Annotated in this window: 22 protein-coding genes; 15 read left to right on the top strand and 7 right to left on the bottom strand. The window is 55.6% G+C overall.

Annotated elements, in window-relative coordinates; all coding sequences use genetic code 11:
• Positions 1–241 precede the first annotated feature (241 nt).
• From BJP35_RS04110 to trmL, 9 genes are all read left to right on the top strand, one after another.
• Positions 242–2,149 (top strand): PTS mannitol transporter subunit IICBA, encoded by a 1,908-nt coding sequence (locus BJP35_RS04110; protein ID WP_014168089.1) that lies wholly within the window; start codon positions 242–244, stop codon positions 2,147–2,149.
• Positions 2,150–2,248: 99 nt separating this feature from the next.
• The gene (gene mtlD, locus BJP35_RS04105) at positions 2,249–3,397 is read left to right on the top strand and encodes a mannitol-1-phosphate 5-dehydrogenase (protein ID WP_020882667.1); all 1,149 of its coding nucleotides are present in this window, start codon (positions 2,249–2,251) and stop codon (positions 3,395–3,397) included.
• Entirely contained in the window at positions 3,397–3,984 is a 588-nt protein-coding gene (gene mtlR, locus BJP35_RS04100; protein WP_025206446.1) for a mannitol operon repressor MtlR, read from the top strand. The genes mtlD and mtlR overlap by 1 nt, the downstream gene beginning before the upstream one ends.
• Before the next feature lie 58 nt (positions 3,985–4,042).
• Positions 4,043–4,405, top strand: coding sequence for a YibL family ribosome-associated protein (locus BJP35_RS04095; RefSeq protein WP_014168086.1), 363 nt, complete (start codon positions 4,043–4,045; stop codon positions 4,403–4,405).
• A 284-nt stretch (positions 4,406–4,689) separates the two neighbouring features.
• Complete coding sequence (gene lldP, locus BJP35_RS04090; RefSeq protein ID WP_020882668.1) at positions 4,690–6,345, top strand: L-lactate permease; 1,656 nt, start codon at positions 4,690–4,692, stop codon at positions 6,343–6,345.
• A complete protein-coding gene (lldR, locus tag BJP35_RS04085) occupies positions 6,342–7,115 on the top strand; it encodes a transcriptional regulator LldR (protein ID WP_014168084.1) in 774 nt (257 codons plus the stop codon). The genes lldP and lldR overlap by 4 nt, the downstream gene beginning before the upstream one ends.
• Entirely contained in the window at positions 7,112–8,299 is a 1,188-nt protein-coding gene (gene lldD, locus BJP35_RS04080) for an FMN-dependent L-lactate dehydrogenase LldD (protein ID WP_014168083.1), read from the top strand. Before lldR ends, lldD begins: the two co-directional genes overlap by 4 nt.
• Before the next feature lie 182 nt (positions 8,300–8,481).
• Entirely contained in the window at positions 8,482–9,822 is a 1,341-nt protein-coding gene (locus BJP35_RS04075) for an aromatic acid/H+ symport family MFS transporter (RefSeq protein WP_047742783.1), read from the top strand.
• Between the two features lie 45 nt (positions 9,823–9,867).
• Positions 9,868–10,341 (top strand): tRNA (uridine(34)/cytosine(34)/5-carboxymethylaminomethyluridine(34)-2'-O)-methyltransferase TrmL, encoded by a 474-nt coding sequence (gene trmL / locus BJP35_RS04070; protein WP_014168081.1) that lies wholly within the window; start codon positions 9,868–9,870, stop codon positions 10,339–10,341.
• Here the strand turns inward: trmL and cysE are convergent.
• The 5 genes from cysE to BJP35_RS04045 form a co-directional block, all read right to left on the bottom strand.
• On the bottom strand, positions 10,338–11,159 hold the full coding sequence (gene cysE / locus BJP35_RS04065; protein ID WP_008502718.1) for a serine O-acetyltransferase: 822 nt from the start codon (positions 11,157–11,159) through the stop codon (positions 10,338–10,340). The genes trmL and cysE overlap by 4 nt on opposite strands.
• Before the next feature lie 78 nt (positions 11,160–11,237).
• Entirely contained in the window at positions 11,238–12,257 is a 1,020-nt protein-coding gene (gpsA, locus tag BJP35_RS04060) for an NAD(P)H-dependent glycerol-3-phosphate dehydrogenase (RefSeq protein WP_047742780.1), read from the bottom strand.
• Positions 12,257–12,724 carry a protein-export chaperone SecB gene (secB, locus tag BJP35_RS04055; protein ID WP_014168079.1) on the bottom strand — a complete coding sequence of 156 codons (468 nt, stop codon included), beginning with the start codon at positions 12,722–12,724 and terminating at the stop codon, positions 12,257–12,259. The genes gpsA and secB overlap by 1 nt, the downstream gene beginning before the upstream one ends.
• A 32-nt stretch (positions 12,725–12,756) precedes the next feature.
• The gene (grxC, locus tag BJP35_RS04050) at positions 12,757–13,008 is read right to left on the bottom strand and encodes a glutaredoxin 3 (protein ID WP_014168078.1); all 252 of its coding nucleotides are present in this window, start codon (positions 13,006–13,008) and stop codon (positions 12,757–12,759) included.
• A gap of 11 nt (positions 13,009–13,019) precedes the next feature.
• The gene (locus BJP35_RS04045; protein WP_014168077.1) at positions 13,020–13,451 is read right to left on the bottom strand and encodes a rhodanese-like domain-containing protein; all 432 of its coding nucleotides are present in this window, start codon (positions 13,449–13,451) and stop codon (positions 13,020–13,022) included.
• Positions 13,452–13,697: 246 nt separating this feature from the next.
• On the opposite strand from BJP35_RS04045, the gene gpmM reads away from it, so the two are divergent.
• From gpmM to BJP35_RS04020, 5 genes are read left to right on the top strand one after another with little or no spacing between them, the layout of a single operon-like run.
• Positions 13,698–15,242, top strand: a complete 1,545-nt coding sequence (gpmM, locus tag BJP35_RS04040) for a 2,3-bisphosphoglycerate-independent phosphoglycerate mutase (RefSeq protein WP_047742777.1) — start codon at positions 13,698–13,700, stop codon at positions 15,240–15,242.
• Between the two features lie 33 nt (positions 15,243–15,275).
• Positions 15,276–16,535, top strand: coding sequence for a murein hydrolase activator EnvC (envC, locus tag BJP35_RS04035; RefSeq protein ID WP_025206449.1), 1,260 nt, complete (start codon positions 15,276–15,278; stop codon positions 16,533–16,535).
• A gap of 3 nt (positions 16,536–16,538) precedes the next feature.
• On the top strand, positions 16,539–17,492 hold the full coding sequence (locus BJP35_RS04030) for a divergent polysaccharide deacetylase family protein (protein WP_086462919.1): 954 nt from the start codon (positions 16,539–16,541) through the stop codon (positions 17,490–17,492).
• A gap of 9 nt (positions 17,493–17,501) precedes the next feature.
• Positions 17,502–18,707 (top strand): glycosyltransferase, encoded by a 1,206-nt coding sequence (locus BJP35_RS04025; protein ID WP_086462918.1) that lies wholly within the window; start codon positions 17,502–17,504, stop codon positions 18,705–18,707.
• A 15-nt stretch (positions 18,708–18,722) separates the two neighbouring features.
• Positions 18,723–19,637, top strand: coding sequence for a hypothetical protein (locus BJP35_RS04020; protein WP_020882674.1), 915 nt, complete (start codon positions 18,723–18,725; stop codon positions 19,635–19,637).
• Positions 19,638–19,667: 30 nt separating this feature from the next.
• Here the strand turns inward: BJP35_RS04020 and tdh are convergent, their stop codons facing one another.
• Together tdh and kbl are read right to left on the bottom strand one after the other, a co-directional pair.
• On the bottom strand, positions 19,668–20,693 hold the full coding sequence (gene tdh, locus BJP35_RS04015; protein ID WP_020882675.1) for an L-threonine 3-dehydrogenase: 1,026 nt from the start codon (positions 20,691–20,693) through the stop codon (positions 19,668–19,670).
• Positions 20,694–20,702: 9 nt separating this feature from the next.
• The gene (kbl, locus tag BJP35_RS04010) at positions 20,703–21,899 is read right to left on the bottom strand and encodes a glycine C-acetyltransferase (protein WP_020882676.1); all 1,197 of its coding nucleotides are present in this window, start codon (positions 21,897–21,899) and stop codon (positions 20,703–20,705) included.
• Positions 21,900–22,114: 215 nt separating this feature from the next.
• On the opposite strand from kbl, the gene rfaD reads away from it, so the two are divergent.
• Positions 22,115–23,047 (top strand): ADP-glyceromanno-heptose 6-epimerase, encoded by a 933-nt coding sequence (gene rfaD, locus BJP35_RS04005; RefSeq protein ID WP_008502707.1) that lies wholly within the window; start codon positions 22,115–22,117, stop codon positions 23,045–23,047.

Genomic DNA, 23,047 nt, shown 5'->3' with positions numbered 1-23,047 from the left:
GCTTTATTTATCGCCATCGTATTTTTTTTATCCACCATTTTTGTGACGAAGATCACTTCATTCATGTCTGCACCCCCTACATTTACGTGATTCATATCACACAAATTTCCGTCGTCTGGACAGTTGAACGATTCAGTGCCAGATTTCACAGCATCAGAACAGGGCCCGGCTACCTCTGCCGCCTCATTAACAATAAACCTCGGGCCGCAAGCCTAAGCGTAAACAGAAGAAGGGGTGTTTTATGTCATCCGATTTCAAGATCAAAGTTCAAAGCTTTGGTCGTTTCCTCAGCAATATGGTGATGCCAAATATCGGCGCGTTTATCGCGTGGGGTATCATCACTGCGTTGTTCATTCCGACAGGGTGGTTGCCTAACGAAACGCTGGCGAAACTTGTTGGCCCAATGATTACCTACCTGCTGCCGCTGCTTATCGGGTTTACCGGGGGTCGTCTGGTGGGTGGAGACCGTGGTGGCGTTGTGGGTGCCATCACGACGATGGGGGTTATCGTCGGTGCGGATATGCCGATGTTCCTCGGTGCAATGATTGCGGGCCCTCTGGGCGGCTGGGCAATTAAGAAATTCGACGTCTGGGTTGATGGTAAGATCAAATCCGGCTTCGAAATGCTGGTGAACAACTTCTCTGCGGGCATCATCGGTATGATCCTCGCGATTCTGGCGTTCCTCGGCATTGGCCCTGCGGTTGAAGTGCTGTCCAAAGTTCTGGCGGCAGGCGTTAACTTCATGGTTGCGCACGACATGTTGCCGCTGGCGTCTATCTTTGTTGAACCGGCGAAAATCCTGTTCCTCAACAACGCCATTAACCACGGTATCTTCTCACCGCTGGGTATTCAGCAGTCTCATGACCTCGGCAAGTCCATCTTCTTCCTGATTGAAGCCAACCCGGGCCCGGGCATGGGTGTTCTGCTGGCGTACATGTTCTTTGGTCGCGGCAGTGCGAAACAGTCTGCGGGCGGTGCGGCTATCATCCACTTCCTGGGCGGTATCCACGAAATTTACTTCCCATACGTGCTGATGAACCCACGTCTGATCCTGGCCGTTATCCTCGGCGGTATGACGGGCGTGTTCACCCTGAGCGTGCTGGGCGGTGGTCTGGTTTCTCCGGCCTCTCCAGGCTCAATCCTGGCGGTCCTGGCGATGACCCCGAAAGGTGCCTATTTCGCTAACATCGCAGCCATCTGTGCGGCAATGGCCGTCTCCTTCGTGGTCTCTTCTATCCTGCTGAAAACCAGCAAAGTGAAAGAAGATGACGATATCGAAGCGGCAACCCGTCGTATGCATGACATGAAAGCCGAATCAAAAGGCGCCACGCCGCTGGCGGCGGGCGATGTCTCTAACGACCTGAGCCACGTACGTAAAATCATCGTGGCCTGTGACGCGGGTATGGGTTCCAGCGCCATGGGTGCCGGCGTGCTGCGTAAGAAAGTGCAGGATGCGGGTCTGACCAACATCTCCGTCACCAACAGCGCCATCAACAGCCTGCCTGCAGATGTTGACCTGGTGATTACGCACCGCGATCTGACCGAACGTGCGATGCGTCAGGTTCCTCAGGCACAGCACATTTCGCTGACCAACTTCCTGGACAGCGGCCTGTACACCAACCTGACCGAACGTCTGGTGGCCGCACAGCGGCATGAAGATAACGAAGTCAAAGTCCGCGACAGCCTGAAAGACAGCTTTGACGCGAACGACAGCCACCTGTTCCGCCTGGGCGCAGAAAACATCTTCCTGGGCCGCACGGCGTCCCACAAGGAAGAGGCGATTCGCTTTGCCGGTGAACAGCTGGTGAAAGGCGGCTACGTGCAGCCTGAATACGTTGACGCGATGCTGGAGCGTGAAAAGCTGACCCCAACCTATCTGGGTGAATCCATTGCGGTTCCACACGGTACGGTTGAAGCGAAAGACCGCGTACTGAAAACCGGCGTGGTGTTCTGCCAGTATCCGGATGGTGTACGCTTCGGTGAAGAAGAAGACGACATCGCCCGCCTGGTGATTGGTATCGCCGCTCGCAACAACGAGCACATCCAGGTGATTACCAGCCTGACCAACGCGCTGGATGACGACTCTGTCATTGAACGTCTGGCCAACACCACCAGCGTGGAAGAAGTGCTGGCGCTGTTGAACAAGTAACGGAACCTCTTCCCTCTCCCCCTGTGGGGAGAGGGTTAGGGTGAGGGCAAAGCCTCACCCCAGCCCTCTCGGGTAAAAACATTGATTAAGGTTAATACTATGAAAGCATTACATTTTGGCGCAGGTAATATCGGTCGTGGCTTTATCGGTAAACTGCTGGCAGACGCAGGCATTACGCTGACATTCGCCGATGTGAATCAGGTAGTCCTGGATGCCCTGAATGCCCGTCATAGCTATCAGGTACACGTGGTAGGCGAAAACGAGCAGGTTGAGACGGTGTCTGGCGTTAATGCGGTAAGCAGCATTGGCGAAGACGTTATCGACCTCATCGCCAGTGTCGATCTGGTGACCACGGCCGTTGGCCCGGTGGTGCTTGAGCGCATTGCCCCTGCGGTGGCGAAAGGCCTGGCAAAACGTAAAGCGCAGGGCATCGACACACCGCTGAACATCATCGCCTGTGAAAACATGGTGCGCGGCACCACGCAGCTGAAAGGCCATGTGCTCGCCGCCGTCGCGGACGAAGATAAAGCCTGGGTGGAAGCGCACGTCGGCTTTGTGGATTCCGCCGTTGACCGTATCGTTCCGCCATCAGAATCCGCCACCCACGATCCGCTGGAAGTGACCGTGGAAACCTTCAGCGAGTGGATCGTCGATAAAACCCAGTTTAAAGGCGCGCTGCCAACCATTCCGGGGATGGAATTAACCGATAACCTGATGGCCTTTGTCGAACGTAAACTCTTCACGCTGAACACCGGGCATGCTATAACCGCGTACCTCGGAAAATTGGCCGGTCATCAGACCATTCGTGACGCGATCCTCGATGAGAGCATCCGTGCGGTGGTTAAAGGGGCAATGGAAGAGAGCGGCGCGGTGCTGATCAAACGCTACGGTTTTGATGCTGAGAAACATGCAGCATACATCCAGAAAATCCTCGGTCGTTTTGAAAACCCGTATCTGAAAGATGACGTTGAGCGCGTAGGCCGTCAGCCACTGCGTAAACTGAGCGCGGGCGATCGCCTGATTAAACCGCTGCTGGGCACGCTGGAGTATGGTCTTGCGCACGCCAACCTGGTGAAAGGGATTGCCGCCGCGATGCATTACCGCAGCGAACAGGATCCACAGGCGCAGGAGCTGGCTCAGCTGATTAACGATAAAGGCCCGCAGGGTGCGCTGGCGCAGATCTCTGGTCTGGATGCCAACAGCGACGTGGTTGTGGAGGCGGTGAACGCTTACAACGCAATCAAATGATGCAGAGTGCGGCGCAGGATAGCCTGCGCCCAAATAACAGATTGTCAGATATGCAGGCAATAATGGAACAAACCCAGGCCTTTGAAAATCGTGTGCTTGAGCGTCTGAATGCTGGCAAAACCGTACGAAGTTTCCTGATTGCCGCCGTCGAGTTGCTAACCGAGGCGGTGAATATTCTGGTACTTCAGGTGTTTCGCAAAGACGACTACGCGGTAAAATATGCTGTAGAACCGTTACTGGACGGAGACGGACCGCTGGGCGATTTATCGGTACGTCTGAAGCTGATTTATGGTCTTGGCGTGTTGAACCGACAGGAGTATGAAGATGCCGAGCTGCTGATGGCACTGCGCGAAGAGTTAAATCATGACGGTAATGAGTACACCTTTACCGATGATGAGATCCTTGGCCCCTTCGGCGAGCTACACTGCGTCACCGCGCTTCCCCCTGCTCCCCATTTTGATAACAGTGACCCTGAGCTGTACGCAATGCAAAAGCTGCGTTATCAACAGGTTGTCCGTTCCACAATGGTCCTTTCCCTGACTGAGCTGATTTCCCGAATCAGCTTAAAAAAAGCGTTTCAGAAGTAAGCCTGCTCACATTGGTGTATCCTTCCCTGTAAATTCCCCGTTTTCAGAGTTATTTGTCATGAAAGAAGTCGAAAAGAACGAAATTAAACGCCTGAGCGACCGCCTGGATCTGATCCGCCACCAGATGGCTGGTCTCTCGCTGGTTGAGTCCGCCGAGAAGTATGCCGAGCTGGAGAAAGAGAGTGAGAAGCTTGAAGCGGAAATCGAGCGTCTGCGCGAAGTCAAAGGCCAGAAGCTGAGCAACGAAGCCCAAAAGCTGTTGAGCATGCCGCACCGTCGTGCCATCACTAAAAAAGAGCAGGCCGACATGGGCAAGCTGAAGAAAAGCGTCCGTGGCCTGGTGGTGGTTCATCCAATGACCGAGCTTGGTCGCGAAATGGGTCTGAAAGAGATGACGGGTTTTTGTAAGACCGCGTTTTGATCGTCCCCCGCCCTCTCTCCCAGGCGAGAGGGCGAAAACCACACCGCATCGCCCCCTCACCACTTAAAATTGGCCCAACCAATCTCCCGGTAATCACTTTCCTGGTTCACAATTCCACTAATTCCCCTCACAAAATCATTGCCGACTCATAACAACTGGTTAACCATTTATTGTCATTCACCCTACAACACAATATTGGCAGGACCACTTTTACACAGTTTGTGACGCAGAGATGAGCGGAGACTCACCCGCTACGCAGACTGTCTGGTCCCCAGGAGACCTGCATGAGCCTCTGGCAACAAAACTACGATCCGGCTGGCAATATCTGGCTGTCGAGCCTGATCGCATCGCTTCCGATCCTGTTCTTCTTCTTTGCGCTGATTAAGCTCAAGCTGAAGGGATACCTGGCCGCGACGTACACCGTTGCCATTGCGCTGATGGTGGCACTGTTCTTCTATAAAATGCCGGTCGATCGCGCGCTGGCCTCCGTCGTCTATGGCTTCTTCTACGGCCTGTGGCCGATTGCGTGGATCATCATCGCGGCGGTCTTTGTCTACAAAATCTCGGTGAAAACCGGGCAGTTCGACATTATCCGCTCATCGATACTTTCCATTACCCCGGACCAGCGTCTGCAGATGCTGATTGTCGGTTTCTCCTTCGGGGCTTTTCTGGAAGGGGCGGCCGGGTTTGGCGCACCGGTTGCCATCACCGCGGCGCTGTTAGTCGGGCTGGGGTTCAACCCGCTTTACGCCGCAGGTCTTTGTCTGATCGTTAACACCGCGCCGGTGGCGTTTGGTGCGATGGGGATCCCGATTCTGGTCGCCGGGCAGGTCACCGGTCTGGACAGCTTTGAAATTGGCCAGATGGTTGGCCGTCAGCTGCCGTTCCTGACCATCATCGTGCTGTTCTGGATCATGGCGATTATGGATGGCTGGCGCGGCGTGAAAGAGACATGGCCTGCGGTGGTCGTCGCTGGCGGCTCGTTTGCCATTGCCCAGTATCTCAGCTCGAATTTCCTCGGCCCCGAATTGCCGGACATTATCTCTTCACTGGTGTCGCTGGTCTGCCTGACGCTGTTCCTGAAACGCTGGCAGCCGGTACGCATATTCCGTTTCGCCGATATGGGTGCCTCACACGTCGATCAAACCCTGGCACGTACCGGTTATACCGCGGGACAAATCATTCGCGCATGGTCTCCGTTCCTGTTCCTGACCGCCACGGTTACGCTCTGGAGTATTCCACCGTTTAAGGCCCTGTTCGCACCGGGTGGCGCACTGTATGAGATGGTCATTAACATCTCCGTGCCGTTCCTCGACAAGATGGTCGCCCGTATGCCGCCCGTGGTGCACACCGCCACGCCGTATGCCGCGGTGTATAAATTTGACTGGTTCTCGGCAACCGGCACCGCAATCCTGTTTGCCGCTATCCTGTCTGTGGTGTGGTTACGCATGAAGCCAGCGGCTGCAGTACAGACTTTTGCGGCTACCATTAAGGAACTGATGCTGCCGATCTACTCCATCGGCATGGTGCTGGCGTTCGCGTTTATCTCGAACTATTCCGGCCTGTCATCGACACTGGCGCTTGCGCTGGCGCATACCGGCCACGCCTTCACGTTCTTCTCGCCGTTCCTCGGCTGGCTGGGGGTGTTCCTGACCGGTTCAGATACCTCATCTAACGCCCTGTTTGCGGCCCTGCAGGCGACGGCAGCCCAGCAGATTGGCGTGTCGGACATCCTTCTGGTGGCCGCCAATACTACCGGCGGCGTGACCGGCAAGATGATCTCACCGCAATCCATCGCCATTGCCTGTGCGGCGGTGGGACTGGTCGGTAAAGAGTCGGACCTGTTCCGCTTTACCGTGAAACACAGCCTGATATTCACCTGTATGGTCGGGGTGATCACGACCCTGCAGGCCTATGTCTTAACCTGGATGATCCCATGATAGTCATGCCCAGACGCCTGTCCGACGAGATTGCCTCTCGCGTACGGGCGCTGATTGAAGAACAACAGCTGGAAGCGGGCATGAAATTGCCCGCCGAGCGCCAGCTCGCCGCCCAACTCGGTGTATCTCGTAACTCACTGCGTGAGGCGCTGGCGACGCTGGTCAGCGAAGGGGTACTGGTAAGCCGTCGGGGCGGCGGCACCTTTGTCCGCTGGCAGCACGATGACTGGTCCGAGCAAAACATCGTGCAGCCGCTTAAAACGCTGATGGAAAACGACCCGGACTACAGCTTCGACATCATTGAAGCGCGGCACGCCATCGAAACCAGTACCGCCTGGCATGCGGCCATGCGGGCCACTGAAGCCGACAAAGAGAAGCTCAAAGCCTGCTTTGACGCCACCCAAAGCAGCGACCCGGACATCGCCTCGCAGGCGGACGTGCGGTTTCATCTGGCGATTGCCGAAGCGTCGCACAACGTCGTTCTGCTCCAGACCATGCGTGGTTTCTTCGATCTGCTGCAATCCTCCGTGAAGCAGAGCCGCCAGCGTATGTATCTGGTCCCGCCGGTATTTGCCCAACTGACCGAACAGCACGAGGCGGTACTCAACGCCATTCTGGCCGGGGATGCTGAAGCCGCGCGCAAAGCGATGATGGCGCATCTGGGGTTCGTGCACACCACCATTAAACGATTCGATGAAGATCAGGCCCGACAGGCGCGTATTACCCGTCTGCCTGGCGACAGTGATATTTCCAGGGAGAACAAAGCATGATTATTTCAGCAGCCAGTGACTATCGCGCCGCAGCGCAGCGCATTTTGCCGCCGTTCCTGTTCCACTATATCGACGGTGGGGCTTATGCCGAATACACCCTGCGCCGCAACGTGGAAGATCTGTCGGAAGTGGCGCTGCGCCAGCGCGTGCTGAAAGATATGTCTGAGCTGAGCCTTGAGACAACGCTGTTTAACGAAACGCTTTCCATGCCGGTGGCCCTTGCGCCAGTCGGTTTGTGCGGCATGTACGCCCGCCGGGGTGAAGTCCAGGCGGCAGGGGCAGCGGATGCCAAAGGTATTCCGTTTACCCTCTCCACCGTCTCCGTCTGCCCGATTGAAGAAGTGGCCCCGACCCTCCAGCGTCCGATGTGGTTCCAGCTGTACGTCCTGCGCGATCGCGGCTTTATGCGCAACGCGCTGGAGCGTGCCAAAGCCGCGGGCTGTTCAACGCTGGTCTTTACCGTTGATATGCCGACGCCTGGCGCCCGTTACCGTGATGCCCACTCCGGGATGAGCGGCCCAAATGCTGCCCTGCGTCGCTACTGGCAGGCAGTAACGCACCCGCAATGGGCCTGGGATGTCGGTGTGAATGGTCGCCCGCACGATCTGGGGAATATCTCGGCCTATCTCGGTAAACCCACCGGGCTGGAAGATTACATCGGCTGGCTGGCGAATAATTTCGATCCGTCCATCTCGTGGAAAGACCTGGAGTGGATCCGCGAATTCTGGGACGGCCCAATGGTGATCAAAGGGATCCTCGACCCGGAAGATGCCCGCGATGCCGTGCGCTTTGGCGCTGACGGTATTGTGGTCTCTAACCACGGCGGACGTCAGCTTGACGGGGTACTCTCTTCCGCACGCGCACTGCCGGCGATTGCCGATGCGGTGAAAGGTGATATCGCTATCCTCGCCGACAGCGGTATCCGCAACGGGCTTGACGTGGTGCGTATGATTGCCCTTGGCGCAGACAGCGTATTGCTCGGACGCGCATATCTTTATGCACTGGCTACGGCTGGTCAGGCAGGGGTGGCGAATCTGCTCAACCTGATCGAAAAAGAGATGAAAGTGGCGATGACGTTGACCGGTGCAAAAACGATTCGCGAAATCAGCAAGGACTCCCTGGTGCAGGAGTTGGGTAAATTACCCGCAGCACTGGCACCGCTTGCCCAGGGTGACGCAGCCTGACGCCCGTTTGATTCCCCTTCCCCTCTCCTCGCGTCCGAACTCCCCTCGGGCGCTTTTTTTTGTCAAAAATAACATCTAGGTAATATATTGGATAAGAAAATTTGACATACCTGTGCCGCACGCAATTGTATAGACAAGCAAATACAAGAACACAAAAACACCATCACATCAGAGGGGAGCGTATGAGATATTCAGGTCAGGTGGATATTCAGCAGGTGATCGACGACAGTCCCTTTTCCGGGTTTCACTGGGTGCTCATCGTGCTGGGCTTTCTGGTGCTGGCGATCGATGGTTTTGATACCGCAGCAATGGGCTACATTGCGCCCACGCTGTCGGCAGAATGGGGCATACACAAACAGGATCTGGGACCGGTACTGAGCGCAGCACTGCTCGGGCTGTCGCTGGGAGCGCTGGTCGCAGGCCCGGTATCGGACCGGATAGGCCGCAAGCGCGTACTGGTCTTTTCTTGTCTGTTCTTCGGCCTTTCAAGCCTGGGGACGGCCTGGGCACAAAGCCTTAACACCCTGACGCTATGGCGGTTTCTGACGGGCCTGGGGCTGGGTGCCGCCATGCCGAACGCCATCACCCTCATCTCAGAGTTTGCCCCTCAGCGCTGTCGCGCCATGGCGATTAATACCATGTACTGCGGCTTCCCGCTGGGCGCGGCCGGCGGTGGGGCGATATCATCCTGGCTTATCCCGCATCATGGCTGGCGAAGCGTACTGCTGACCGGCGCGATAGCACCGCTGATATTAACGCTGCTGCTGATGCTGTTTTTACCGGAATCGGTAAAGTACCTGGTGCAACGCGGGAAAGACGTGATGCAGATCCACCGTATCGCCAGCCGTTTCGCCCGCACGACCCTCGATGGCGTCACCGGTTTCTTCCTTGCAGAGGATCGGGTCGCCGCCAAAAAAGGGAGCGTAGCACAGCTGTTTTCACAGCCCTGGCTGCCCGGCACCCTGATGCTATGGGTAACCTATTTTATGGGGCTGGTGATTTATTACGTCCTGCTTAGCTGGATGCCGACACTGATGCTGGGGATGGGCTATCCCCTCGCGGAATCCGCATGGCTCACCTCGCTGTTCACCTTCGGCGGTACCGCAGGCATCCTTCTCGCGGGCTGGATGATGGATCGCTGGGAGGCACACAAAGTGGTCGCAGGTGGCTTTGTCCTGACCATGCTGCTCATTCTGGCGCTCGGCATTGAACATAACCATATCGCCCTGTTTGGCGGCTTGATTTTCCTGATGGGGATCGCGATGAACGGCGCACAATCGGGAATGCAGACGCTGGCAGCCACCTTTTATCCTACCGAGTGTCGCGCAACGGGCATTGCCTGGATGCAGGGCATTGGCCGCTTTGGTGGCGTGGCGGGCACCATGACCAGCGCGCAGCTTCTCTCCATGCAGTGGCAGGCAGACAGCATTTTGATGATCCTTAGCCTGCCCGCCCTGCTGGCGGCCGCGGCAACCTTCTACAAAATGCTGCGTTGCCGCTCGCAGGATCTCGGCGTCGCATAAGCGGCCCGGTTTCTGCTATTCTGCCCCCGCAATTAAGGGGGCAGCATGCTTAACATCGTTTTATTCGAACCAGAAATTCCGCCGAATACCGGCAATATTATCCGCCTGTGCGCCAACACCGGTTTTCGTCTGCATATCATCGAGCCGATGGGTTTTACGTGGGACGACAAACGTCTGCGCCGCGCGGGGCTGGATTATCATGAATTTACGGCCGTGGTTCGCCATCATGATTACGCCGCGTTTCTGGAAAGCGAAAACCCACAGCGCATGTTCGCCCTGACCACCAAAGGTACGCCGGCACATAGCGCCGTGCGCTATCAGGACGGTGATTATCTGATGTTTGGCCCGGAAACGCGCGGCCTGCCGGCCACCATTCTTGATGCCCTGCCCGCTGAGCAGAAGATTCGTATTCCGATGATGCCGGACAGCCGCAGCATGAATCTGTCAAATGCGGTGTCGGTGGTGGTGTATGAAGCATGGCGCCAGCTGGGTTACCCGGGCGCCATTCTCAGAAGTTAAATACCGTCACCATACTCAAACGTATGGTGAATACCGTTGAAGTGCTGATCCATATCCATCGACGGTTTGTCGCTGTCTGGTTTACCGACAATACGAGCCGGTACGCCAGCGGCGGTCGTGTGCGGCGGAACAGGCTGCAGAACAACCGAACCGGCGCCAATCTTCGCACCACGACCCACTTCGATGTTGCCGAGGATCTTGGCGCCCGCGCCAATCATCACCCCTTCACGGATTTTCGGATGGCGATCGCCGCTGGTTTTACCGGTGCCGCCTAACGTGACCGACTGCAGAATCGAAACGTCATCTTCAATCACCGCGGTTTCACCGACGACAATGCCGGTGGCATGGTCAAGCATGATCCCGCGGCCAATTTTCGCGGCCGGGTGAATATCCACCTGGAAGGTCACGGAAACCTGGTTTTGCAGGAAGATAGCCAGCGCGCGGCGGCCTTCATTCCACAGCCAGTGGCCGATGCGATAAGCCTGCAAGGCATGAAAGCCCTTCAGATACAGCAACGGCGTAGAGTATTTGTCCACCGCCGGGTCACGCGTGCGCACGGCCTGGATATCACAGGCGGCAGAAGCGATCATTTCAGGGTCAGCGGCATAGGCCTCTTCCACCACTTCACGAATGGCGATAGCGGGCATAATCGAGGAAGCCAGTTTATTGGCGAGCATATAGCTCAGGGCGCTGCCGAGGTTTTCGTGCTTGAGTAGCGTCGCATGATAGAAACTGGCCAGCATTGGCTCGCAGTCAGCCAAAGCCCGGGCTTCAGCTTTAATATTGTTCCAGACGATATCCAGTTCTTCACACGGCATTGCTTACTCCAGACGACATGTTAATGACCGGCCAGTTCTGTGCTGGCCGGGTCATAGTGCTAACAAGAATCCCTGCGACTAGTTACTGCTGCGCTCATCCTTGCGCGAACGACCTAATAAGGTCAATGCTGCCTCGCGCGCATTTTTTCCGCAATACAATACCTGATAAATTTCCTCGGTTATTGGCATTTCGACACCAAAACGGTGCGCCAATTCGCGAACTTCTTTGGTATTGCGATAGCCTTCAACCACCTGACCAATCTTCTCCTGCGCGCCTTTCACATCCATGCCCTCACCGAGCATCATGCCAAAGCGGCGGTTACGGGACTGGTTGTCGGTACAGGTCAGCACCAGATCGCCCAGGCCCGCCATGCCCATGAAGGTGGTCGGATCGGCACCCAGTGCTGCGCCAAGGCGGGACATCTCGGTTAAGCCGCGCGTAATCAGTGCGGTACGTGCGTTGGCACCAAAGCCAATCCCATCGGACATTCCGGCGCCGATCGCAATCACGTTCTTCACCGCACCGCCCAGCTGTACACCGATAAAATCGGGGTTGCTGTAAACGCGGAAGCTTTTACCGCAGTGCAGCAGATGCTGAAGATCGTCGGAGAAGGCCTGATCGGTTGATGCCAGCGAGATCGCCGTCGGCAGGCCAGCGGCCAGCTCTTTAGCAAACGTCGGCCCCGAGATAACCGCCAGCGGGATGTCATCACCCAGCGCTTCGCGGGCGACATCCTGCAACAGGCGTCCGGTTTCGGCTTCCAGCCCTTTGGTGGCCCATACAATGCGCGCATCAGAACGCATCAGCGGCTTGATCTGGCGCAGCACTTCGCCAAACACATGGCTCGGCACCACAATCAGAATGTTGCGGCTGGCCGCCAGCGCGGTCGCAAGGTCACTTTCAAGGTGCAGGGAGTCTGGGAACGGAACGTCCGGGAGGAACGCCACGTTGCAACGGTCGCGTTGCAGCGTCGCGATATGTTTTGGGTCGTGGCCCCAGAGAACCACTTCGTGACCATTTCTTGCCAGCGTGATGGCAAGAGCGGTGCCGTATGAGCCGGCACCGATCACAGTCATTGACGCATTAAGAGTGCTCATCAGGCATCCTGATGTTGTTCAGTACCTTCGCCAGCTTGCTGCTGCAGATAGTTCATGAACAGCGCATCAAAGTTAACTGGCGCAAGGTTCAGTTGCGGGAATGTACCGCGAGAAACCAGGCTGGTGATGCATTCGCGAGCATACGGGAACAGAATGTTCGGGCAGTATGCACCCAGGCAGTGCGCCATCTGGTTGCCTTCGATGCCGCCGATGGAGAAGATGCCGCCCTGCTGAACTTCACACAGGAATGCAGTCTCTTCGCCCAGAGAGGCAGTAACAGTCACACGCAGTACGACTTCATACACGTCATCCGCCAGTTGGGTAGATGCGGTATCAAGATCAAGTTTAACCTCTGGCTGCCAATCTTTCTGGAAAACGTGTGGCGCATTTGGCGCTTCGAAAGAGACATCCTTGGTGTAGATACGCTGGATCTGGAAAGTCATTTCGGTGTTGTTTTGTTCTGACATGAAAAAACCCTTTTTAATTGTCCTAAAGTCTCTTAGCTCAGCAGCGGATCGAGTCCACCACGGGCATCGAGCGCATACAAGTCATCACAGCCGCCAATGTGCTGCGCATCAATAAAAATCTGCGGAACCGTCGTACGACCACTACGTTGGATCATCTCTTCGCGTTTAATCGCGTCACCGTCAATCGGCAGTTCTTTGAACGCTACGCCTTTGCTGTTCAGAAGCGCTTTTGCACGGTGGCAGAACGGGCACGTTGCTTTGGTGTAGATCTCGATATTGGCCATTACTGAACTCCTTATTTACCGCGAACCAAAGGAAGATTTTCCCCGCTCCAGCCGGAAATACCTTCTTTCAGAACCGTTACGTTTTCGAAGCCTGCTTTATGCAGCGCGCTGGCAGATTCCTGCGCCTGCATACCGGTCGCGTCAACAACGATAATCGGCTGGGCTTTATGTTTCTCAAGCTCGCCAACGTTGTTCGCTTTGATTTCAGCAGGTAACAGGTTGATAGCACCAGCAATGTGACCTTTACGGAAATCGTCACGCTGACGCAGATCGACCACGACGGCATCTTCTTTGTTAATCAGACGCGTCGCTTCACCACGGGTGATAACCTTAATCTTAGACGTCAGGCCTTTAAATGTGGTGAACAGCACAGCAGCCAGCAGGCCAATCCACGCGATGCTCAGAACCGGATGGCGGCTAACGAATTGCATAATTTCTTGCATGGAGGGTAACTACTCCGACTTAGTGATTAAAAAAACCAGGACAGGAGTATACCTGTGCGTTGTGGCAAATACAGCCAGCGACCATAACCTAATCCATTTTCTGAGGCCTGCCACCTAAAAAATTGCCTCAAAAGCGTCCGCTAAGCACCTTGCCCCTGCGCTTTCTTTGATCTTCTGCGGCTATTTGATCGATTCAGCTGTAGTAAAATTACGCAAATTTTGACTCTTGAGCATGAGGTTGTCGCAATGTCGGTTTCTAAAAAACCTATGGTACTGGTGATTCTGGATGGCTATGGCTACCGTGAAGATCAACAGGATAACGCCATTTTCAACGCCAAAACGCCGGTGATGGACGCGCTGTGGGCAAAACGTCCCCACACCCTGATTGATGCGTCCGGGCTGGAAGTGGGTCTGCCAGATCGTCAGATGGGCAACTCCGAAGTTGGCCACGTAAACCTGGGTGCAGGTCGTATCGTGTATCAGGACCTGACGCGTCTGGACGTTGAAATCAAAGAACGTACCTTCTTCAACAACCCAGTACTTTACGGCGCGGTGGACAGAGCCGTGGCGGCCGGTAAAGCAGTTCATATCATGGGTCTGCTCTCCGCCGGTGGCGTACACAGCCACGAAGATCACATCATGGCGATGGTTGAACTGGCGGCTGAGCGCGGCGCAGAAAAAATCTATCTGCACGCTTTCCTGGACGGTCGTGATACGCCACCACGCAGCGCAAAAGGTTCACTGGCCTCCTTCGAAAACAAATTCGCCGCGCTTGGCAAAGGACGTGTGGCCTCTATCATCGGGCGCTACTACGCAATGGACCGCGACAACCGTTGGGATCGCGTTGAACAGGCCTATGACCTGATGACGCTGGCAAAAGGTGAATTCCAGTTCGCGACCGCGGTGGAAGGTCTGGAAGCCGCTTACGCGCGTGATGAAAACGATGAATTCGTGAAAGCAACCGTCATTCGTGCTGAAGGCCAGGCTGATGCCGCCATGGAAGACGGCGATGCGCTGATCTTCATGAACTTCCGTGCTGACCGCGCGCGTGAAATCACCCGTGCGTTCGTGAACAGTGATTTCGACGGTTTCACCCGTAAGAAAGTGGTGAAGATCGACTTTATTCAGCTGACCGAATACGCCGCTGACATCAATGCGCCATGCGCTTATCCACCCGCATCACTGGCCAATACCTTCGGTGAGTGGATGGCGAAGAACGACAAGACACAGCTGCGTATCTCCGAAACCGAGAAATATGCCCACGTCACCTTCTTCTTTAACGGCGGTGTTGAAGAGCCGTTCAAAGGCGAAGATCGCATTCTGATTAACTCACCCAAAGTGGCCACCTACGATCTGCAGCCAGAAATGAGCTCTGCCGAGCTGACTGAAAAACTGGTTGCGGCAATCGAAAGCGGCAAATACGACACCATCATCTGTAACTACCCGAACGGCGACATGGTGGGTCATACCGGCGTGATGGAAGCCGCCGTAAAAGCGGTTGAAGCGCTGGATCACTGTGTTGAGCAGGTCGCGAAAGCGGTTGAATCCGTTGGCGGCCAGCTGCTCATCACCGCTGACCACGGTAACGCAGAACAGATGCGCGACCCGGCAACCGGCCAGGCGCACACGGCTCACACCAACCTGCCTGTTCCGCTGATTTATGTGGGTGATAAATCACTGAAAGCAGTGGAAGGCGGCAAGCTTTCCGACATCGCGCCAACCATGTTGTCGCTGATGGGCATGGAGATCCCTGAAGAGATGACTGGTAAGCCGCTGTTCATCGTGGAATAATCGCTCCCCATGAGGGGAAAGGCGATTTTTTCAATCACATGGGTCGTGAAGCCGCTTAGGTTATCAGTCAGACCTCTGCTTTGCGCCAGCGCACTCAGCGCTGGCGTATTGCTGTGCGCCGCATCCGCCCACGCGGATGACCGTGACCAGCTGAAATCCATTCAGGCCGATATCGCCGCGAAAGAGCGTGCGGTACGCCAGCAACAGCAGCAACGCTCTGCTCTGCTCGCTCAGCTTAAGCAGCAGGAAGAAGCCATCTCCGCTGCCGCACGTAAATTACGTGAAACGCAAAACACCCTCGCCCAGTTGAATAAACAGATCGACGAAATGAACGCGTCGATTGCCAAACTGGAACGCCAGCGTGATGCCCAGGAACGCAACCTTGCCGCACAGCTTGATGCTGCTTTTCGCCAGGGTGAGCATACGGGCCTTCAGTTGATCCTCAGCGGTGAAGAGAGCCAGCGCGGTCAGCGTCTGCAGGCCTACTTTGGTTATCTGAACCAGGCGCGTCAGGAGACTATCGCGCAGCTGAAACAGACGCGCGAAGAGGTCACCACGCAAAAAGCCGAGCTCGAAGAGAAGCAGAGCCAGCAACAGACGCTGCTCTACGAACAGCAGGCGCAACAAGCGAAGCTCGAGCAGGCCCGCAACGAGCGCAAGAAAACCCTTTCCGGTCTCGAATCCTCTATTCAGCAAGGCCAAAGCCAGCTGAGCGAAATGCGCGCCAACGAATCGAAACTGCGTAACAGTATCGCCCGCGCGGAAGCGGCGGCGAAAGCGCGCGCCGAAAAAGAGGCCCGCGAAGCGCAGGCCGTACGCGACAAGCAGCAGGAAGCCTCACGCAAAGGTACGACCTACAAGCCAAGCGAAAGTGAACGCTCCCTGATGTCACGTACCGGCGGTTTAGGCTCCCCTCGTGGTCAGGCTTACTGGCCCGTGCGCGGTACAATTCTGCATCGCTATGGCGAACAGCTGCAGGGTGAACTACGTTGGAAAGGGATAGTTATCGGTGCGTCTGAAGGTAGCGAAGTAAAAGCCATCGCCGATGGCCGTGTGATTCTGGCCGACTGGCTGCAGGGTTACGGGCTTGTGGTAGTGGTGGAACACGGTAAAGGCGATATGAGCCTATACGGCTACAACCAGAGCGCACTGGTCAGCGTCGGTACTCAGGTGCGCGCCGGCCAACCCATCGCCCTCGTGGGCAGCAGTGGCGGTCAGGGCCGCCCGTCACTCTATTTCGAAATTCGTCGCCAGGGTCAGGCGGTCAATCCACAGCCGTGGTTGGGAAGATAAGTTTTGCTTCAATTTCGTCGAATTATTCTCTCCTTCGCCAGTGCACTGGCGCTGGCAGCACCGGTCTACGCTGGCAAACTCGCGATAGTGATTGATGACTTCGGTTATCGTCCGCACACCGAGAATCAGGTACTGGCGATGCCGGCCGCCATCTCTGTCGCCGTCCTCCCGAATGCGCCGCACGCGCGTGAAATGGCGGTCAAAGCGCATAACAGCGGCCATCAGGTTCTCATCCATCTGCCGATGGCACCGCTCAGCAAGCAGCCGCTGGAAAAAGATACTTTGCGCCCTGATATGAGCAGCGATGAGATCGATCGCATCATTCGCGATGCTTACAATAAAGTGCCGTACGCCGTCGGGCTGAACAACCACATGGGCAGCGCGATGACCTCCAGCCTGTACGGGATGCTCAAAGTAATGCAGTCGCTGGAGCGCTATAACCTCTATTTCCTCGACAGCATGACCATCGGCAACAGCCAGGCGATGCGTGCCGCGCAGGGTACAGGCGTGAAGGTAATAAAGCGCAAGGTGTTCCTCGATGACACCCAGAACGACGCGGATATCCGCGGACAGTTCAATCGCGCCGTACAGCTAGCCCGACGCAATGGCTCGGCTATTGCTATCGGCCACCCACACCCGTCTACCGTTCGCGTTCTGCAGCAGATGCTGCCGACATTGCCCTCTGATATTACGCTGGTTCGTCCTGGCGATCTGCTGAATGAGCCACAGGTTGATACGTCGCGTCCTGGCAATGCACAGCCACCGGTAACGCAGCCGCGCAATCCATTCAGGGGTGTGACGCTGTGTAAAACGAAACGCCCGCCGGAACCCGTCTACGCGACGCGGTTCTTTGCCGTGCTTAGTGAGAGCGTGAGCCAGAGTACACTGGTGCAATATTTCCAGCACCAGTGGCAGGGCTGGAATATTACCCGGCAACAGACTGTGAGAGGCGATTAAGGTAGAACGATGCTGCAACGACACAAAATACTGCTCCTCGATACCGGCAAAGAGTGGGGCGGTGGCACCAACAGCATGCTCGAACTTCTGAAGCGGATTGACCGCGAGAAGTTCGATATCACCTGCTGTTTTTACAGTGATTACAGCCGTGCCGAAGGGCAAACAATCGGCCAGGTGCTGGACAGTATCGGCATTCCCTTAATTGTGATCCCTCAGCCACGGCAGCCCGTATGGGCGAAACTTGCGAAAGAGCTGGGCCGCAGTCTCCTTTTCTTCTCGCGCCGGGGGCGTAAGGCCTTTACGCGCCATATCGATACGCTCTGGCGTATTCGGCCCAATGTTCGCAGAATTGCAACGCTGCTCAGTGAAGGCGGATTCGATACGCTGTATATGAACAATCAGCCTGGCTCAAATGAAGAAGGGTATTTAGCCGGTGCAAAACAGCATGTGCGGTTAATTCAGCACTGCCGCATCGAACCTGTCATGACGCCGCCGCTGGTCAGGCTGGTTAATGACCATGCCACAAAAATCATCGCGGTCTCCCACGGCGTTGAGCGTGTTTTACTTCAGAATGGGGTTCGCCCTGAGCTCTGCACAACCGTAAACAATGCAATCGACATCCACCAGCCCCTGCCAGACCGACGTGCAATGCGCCAGCGGCTGAACATTGATGACGATACTTTCGTTTTCGGTAGCGTGGGGTCACTGATCCCCCGCAAAGCAAACCATCATACTCTGGAGGCGCTGGCGCAGTTCAGTCAGAAGAACCCTGACGCAAAATGGAAGATGGTGTTAGTCGGTGAAGGTGGCGAACGCGACGCATTAATTGCTCAGGCCACCGCATTGGGTATTGAGAAGCAGGTCATCTTCACGGGGTTTCAGAATACCCCCTTTGATTACCTTGCGACATTTGACGCTTTTATTTTAGCCTCACAGAGCGAAGGATTACCTCGCGTCGTGCTGGAAGCCATGTTGCTTAATATCCCTGTCATTGGCTCGCAGGTGACCGGGACAGCGGAATTAATTGACCCAGGGTCGACGGGACTCTTGTTCCCCTGGGGCGACGTTTTACAGCTTGCCGCGCATCTTGAGAGCATCTGGAAAGATGCCGATCTGCGCGCACGCCTGGCTTTGGCTGCCCGTCAGAATGTCTGCCGAACCTATGCCATTGAACAGTATGTTAGCGGCGTCGAAGCGGTACTTGGCGCAAAATAATCACACGAGATGAACATGTTTAAATTCCTTAACGCTCGCTATCGTCATATTACCGGACGACATAACATTCCGTACCGTTCCCTGCCGGTAACAGGCAATCTTGTTGCCGTTGACTCCATCGTCATTCCTTGCACCGGCGCTGATTTTGTTGAAGAGGCATTGCTGTCGGCAACCTTTGCTGAGCGTTATGCCACCGGCGTCAGCGAGATCGTGATTGTCAGCGATCAGCCAGAATCTGCTTTCGGGGTGCTTCCCCCTAAAACTCGCGTAGTGACACTCACGCTTCCTAAACGAGAAGAGAGTTACCGCTACAAGCAGATCTATCTTAGCCGTCTGGTGAAGCTCAATGCGCCGCTACAGGCCCGGGGTGAAGGCGTTTTGATGATCGACTCCGATCTCAATCTGCTCAAAATGCCTGAGATCAACATGGCCGATATGCACATCTACTCCAGCTTCCGTCAGGGTAAGATGATCGCCAAACTCGATGGCGCTCCCGCGGAGAAAGTGCCCGCCTATTACAAAGAGACGGTGCGCCCTTATCTTGTCGATCACGTTAACGGCGCTTTCCTCGCAGCAACCCAAAAGACGTGGCGACGCATTTGCCCGCTGTGGTTGACCCTGTTCCAGGATACCTGGGAGCTAATGGAAGATAATCAGCCCCCAACCGATCAGCTTCCGCTCGCCGCACTTCTGGATATGCTGGATGTGAAAACGGTCAATCTGGGTGACTGGATGAACTGGCCGGTCTCTAAGAAAATTGGCGGACAAGAGGCTGTGGTACCGAAAGAGGTCATTGGCGCACACGGCGGTTTCCCGCTGTCCGAATGGCAGAAGTATCTTGAGTCACCAGACAATAAGCTGCAGTTCAAAGGTCAGGATTACACGCGAAAGGTGCGTTACCTGACAGACGAAGAGAAGAAGAATCAGTAAAAAAGGGGCCTGAGGCCCCTTTTTTTATGACTAATCCCAGCTCAGGATAACCTTTCCGGACTGGCCAGAGCGCATCGCGTCAAAGCCTTCCTGGAACTCATCGATGGAGAAGCGATGGGTGATAATCGGAGACAGGTCCAGACCAGACTGGATCAGTGCCGCCATCTTGTACCAGGTTTCGAACATCTCGCGGCCGTAGATACCTTTGATGAACAGCCCCTTGAAGATAACCTTGTTCCAGTCGATAGACATATCAGACGGTGGAATGCCCAGCATCGCAATACGCCCGCCGTGGTTCATGGTGTCCAGCATGGTGCGAAACGCCGGTGGTGCGCCGGACATCTCAAGACCCACGTCAAAACCTTCGGTCATGCCCAGCTCTTCCATCACGTCGCTCAGGCTCTCTTTTGAGACATCCACCGCGCGGGTCACACCCATTTTGCGCGCCAGGGACAGGCGATACTCGTTCACATCGGTAATCACCACATTGCGGGCACCAACGTGCTTCGCCACCGCAGCCGCCATAATTCCGATGGGACCCGCGCCGGAAACCAGCACATCTTCGCCGACCAGGTCGAAAGAGAGCGCCGTGTGTACCGCGTTGCCGAAGGGATCAAAAATAGAGGCCAGATCGTCAGAAATGTTGTCCGGGATTTTGAACGCGTTAAACGCCGGGATCACCAGGTATTCTGCGAAGCAGCCCGGACGGTTCACGCCCACGCCGATTGTGTTACGGCACAGGTGCGTGCGTCCACCGCGGCAGTTACGGCAGTGACCACAGGTAATATGACCTTCACCCGAGACGCGGTCGCCAATGTTGAAGCCCTTCACTTCCTGACCCATGCCCACCACTTCGCCGACATATTCGTGGCCCACGACCATCGGTACCGGAATGGTTTTCTGCGACCACTGGTCCCAGTTGTAGATATGAACGTCAGTGCCGCAAATGGCGGTTTTACGAATTTTGATCAGCAGATCGTTATGACCGACTTCCGGCTCCGGCACGTCGGTCATCCAAATCCCTTCTTCCGCTTTCAGTTTGGATAACGCTTTCATCACACGTCCTCAGGCAATTACGCCCAGCTGTTTGCCGATGCGGGTAAAGGCTTCCACCGCACGTTCAATTTGTTCAGGCGAATGCGCCGCAGACATCTGGGTGCGGATACGCGCCTGGCCTTTTGGTACCACCGGGAAGAAGAACCCGGTAACGTAAATTCCTTCTTTCTGCAGCTCGCGGGCAAAATTCTGCGCCACAACCGCATCGCCCAGCATCACCGGAATAATGGCGTGATCGGCACCGGCGAGCGTAAACCCTGCGGCACCCATTTTTTCACGGAACAGGCGGGCGTTTGACCACAGACGGTCGCGCAGCTCAGCGCCAGACTCCACCATTTCCAGGACTTTAATGGATGCGGCAACGATCGCCGGCGCCAGCGAGTTGGAGAACAGGTATGGACGGGAACGCTGGCGCAGCCACTCAACCACCTCTTTACGCGCAGCAGTATAACCCCCTGACGCGCCGCCGAGCGCTTTACCCAGCGTACCGGTGATAATGTCCACGCGACCCATTACGTCACAGTATTCGTGAGATCCACGGCCGTTCTCACCAACAAAACCGACGGCGTGTGAATCATCAACCATCACCAGCGCATCGTATTTGTCTGCCAGGTCGCACACGCCCTTCAGGTTGGCAATCACGCCATCCATCGAGAACACGCCGTCTGTGGCGATCAGCACATGGCGGGCACCTGCTTCACGTGCTTCTTTCAGGCGCGCTTCCAGTTCAACCATGTCGTTGTTGGCGTAGCGGAAGCGCTTCGCTTTACACAGGCGCACACCGTCAATGATAGAAGCGTGGTTCAGGGCGTCGGAGATAATGGCATCTTCTGCGCCGAGCAGCGTCTCAAACAGACCACCGTTGGCGTCGAAGCACGAGGAGTACAGGATCGCATCTTCCATCCCCAGGAAGTCCGCCAGCTTTTTCTCAAGCTGCTTATGGCTGTCCTGCGTACCGCAGATAAAGCGTACGGAGGCCATACCGAAACCGTGGGTGTCCATGCCTTGTTTTGCCGCGGCAATCAGCTCAGGGTGATTCGCAAGACCTAAGTAGTTGTTCGCACAAAAGTTGATCACATGGCTGCCATCGGCAACGGTGATGTCCGCCTGCTGAGCAGACGTAATAATACGCTCTTCTTTGAACAACCCTTCCGCACGTGCGGTGTCGAGGTCGCTGTTTAACTGTTTGTAAAAATCACCACGCATTGCAATTCTCCAGACTCGGCAAATTTTGGCACATATTACCCAACCCTGGCCGCCATGACGAGATGACACATTATCTCTTCTCGTTTTTGCAGCATAAATCACGTGTACCCTTGCGCTATGTCGGTGAATGGCTGAAGGGCAGCCATACTAATGATATGATAAGAACATTAGCGTCCGGGATTGTCCCCGGACTCCACACTTCAAAGGTTACAGTTATGATCATCGTTACCGGCGGCGCGGGCTTTATCGGCAGCAACATTGTTAAGGCCCTCAATGACAAAGGCATCACCGACATTCTGGTGGTGGACAACCTGAAAGACGGCACCAAGTTTGTAAACCTGGTGGATCTGAACATCGCTGACTATATGGATAAAGAAGACTTCCTTATCCAGATTATGGCAGGTGAAGAGTTCGGCGAGATCGAAGCCATCTTCCACGAAGGTGCATGCTCTTCGACCACCGAGTGGGACGGCAAGTACATGATGGACAATAACTATCAGTACTCTAAAGAGATCCTGCATTACTGCCTGGAGCGTGAAATTCCGTTCCTGTACGCCTCTTCTGCAGCAACCTACGGTGGCCGTACGTCAGACTTCATCGAATCCCGCGAATATGAGCAGCCGCTGAACGTCTATGGCTACTCCAAATTCCTGTTCGATGAATACGTGCGTCAGGTTCTGCCTGAAGCCAATTCCCAGATTGTGGGTTTCCGTTACTTCAACGTGTACGGACCGCGCGAAGGCCACAAAGGGAGCATGGCGAGCGTCGCGTTCCACCTGAACACGCAGCTGAACAATGGCGAAAGCCCGAAACTGTTTGAAGGCAGTGACGGCTTCAAGCGTGACTTCGTCTACGTAGGCGACGTGGCGGCAGTGAACCTGTGGTTCTGGGAAAACGGCGTCTCCGGTATCTTTAACCTGGGGACAGGCCGTGCGGAATCCTTCCAGGCCGTGGCGGACGCCACCCTGGCGTACCACAAAAAAGGCAGCATTGAATACATTCCGTTCCCGGACAAACTGAAAGGTCGTTACCAGGCCTTCACGCAGGCGGATTTGACCAACCTGCGTGCGGCGGGTTACGACAAACCGTTCAAGACCGTTGCCGAAGGCGTAACGGAATATATGGCCTGGCTGAACCGCGACGCGTAA

The sequence above is a fragment of the Enterobacter sp. J49 genome, assembly GCF_002148625.1.
Taxonomy (GTDB): Bacteria; Pseudomonadota; Gammaproteobacteria; order Enterobacterales; family Enterobacteriaceae; genus Enterobacter; species Enterobacter ludwigii.
Note: the sequence above shows the minus strand (reverse complement) of the source record. Positions and strands in the feature narration are given on the sequence as shown.

Coding starts and splice junctions, on each gene's coding strand:
- tdh (WP_020882675.1), bottom strand. CDS start 20,693: ATGAAAGCGTTATCCAAACTGAAAGCGGAAGAAGGGATTTGGATGACC.
- mtlD (WP_020882667.1), top strand. CDS start 2,249: ATGAAAGCATTACATTTTGGCGCAGGTAATATCGGTCGTGGCTTTATC.
- BJP35_RS04075 (WP_047742783.1), top strand. CDS start 8,482: ATGAGATATTCAGGTCAGGTGGATATTCAGCAGGTGATCGACGACAGT.
- BJP35_RS04095 (WP_014168086.1), top strand. CDS start 4,043: ATGAAAGAAGTCGAAAAGAACGAAATTAAACGCCTGAGCGACCGCCTG.
- trmL (WP_014168081.1), top strand. CDS start 9,868: ATGCTTAACATCGTTTTATTCGAACCAGAAATTCCGCCGAATACCGGC.
- kbl (WP_020882676.1), bottom strand. CDS start 21,899: ATGCGTGGTGATTTTTACAAACAGTTAAACAGCGACCTCGACACCGCA.
- BJP35_RS04110 (WP_014168089.1), top strand. CDS start 242: ATGTCATCCGATTTCAAGATCAAAGTTCAAAGCTTTGGTCGTTTCCTC.
- rfaD (WP_008502707.1), top strand. CDS start 22,115: ATGATCATCGTTACCGGCGGCGCGGGCTTTATCGGCAGCAACATTGTT.
- grxC (WP_014168078.1), bottom strand. CDS start 13,008: ATGGCCAATATCGAGATCTACACCAAAGCAACGTGCCCGTTCTGCCAC.
- BJP35_RS04045 (WP_014168077.1), bottom strand. CDS start 13,451: ATGCAAGAAATTATGCAATTCGTTAGCCGCCATCCGGTTCTGAGCATC.
- BJP35_RS04020 (WP_020882674.1), top strand. CDS start 18,723: ATGTTTAAATTCCTTAACGCTCGCTATCGTCATATTACCGGACGACAT.
- lldR (WP_014168084.1), top strand. CDS start 6,342: ATGATAGTCATGCCCAGACGCCTGTCCGACGAGATTGCCTCTCGCGTA.
- gpmM (WP_047742777.1), top strand. CDS start 13,698: ATGTCGGTTTCTAAAAAACCTATGGTACTGGTGATTCTGGATGGCTAT.
- lldP (WP_020882668.1), top strand. CDS start 4,690: ATGAGCCTCTGGCAACAAAACTACGATCCGGCTGGCAATATCTGGCTG.
- BJP35_RS04025 (WP_086462918.1), top strand. CDS start 17,502: ATGCTGCAACGACACAAAATACTGCTCCTCGATACCGGCAAAGAGTGG.
- cysE (WP_008502718.1), bottom strand. CDS start 11,159: ATGCCGTGTGAAGAACTGGATATCGTCTGGAACAATATTAAAGCTGAA.
- lldD (WP_014168083.1), top strand. CDS start 7,112: ATGATTATTTCAGCAGCCAGTGACTATCGCGCCGCAGCGCAGCGCATT.
- mtlR (WP_025206446.1), top strand. CDS start 3,397: ATGCAGAGTGCGGCGCAGGATAGCCTGCGCCCAAATAACAGATTGTCA.
- gpsA (WP_047742780.1), bottom strand. CDS start 12,257: ATGAGCACTCTTAATGCGTCAATGACTGTGATCGGTGCCGGCTCATAC.
- secB (WP_014168079.1), bottom strand. CDS start 12,724: ATGTCAGAACAAAACAACACCGAAATGACTTTCCAGATCCAGCGTATC.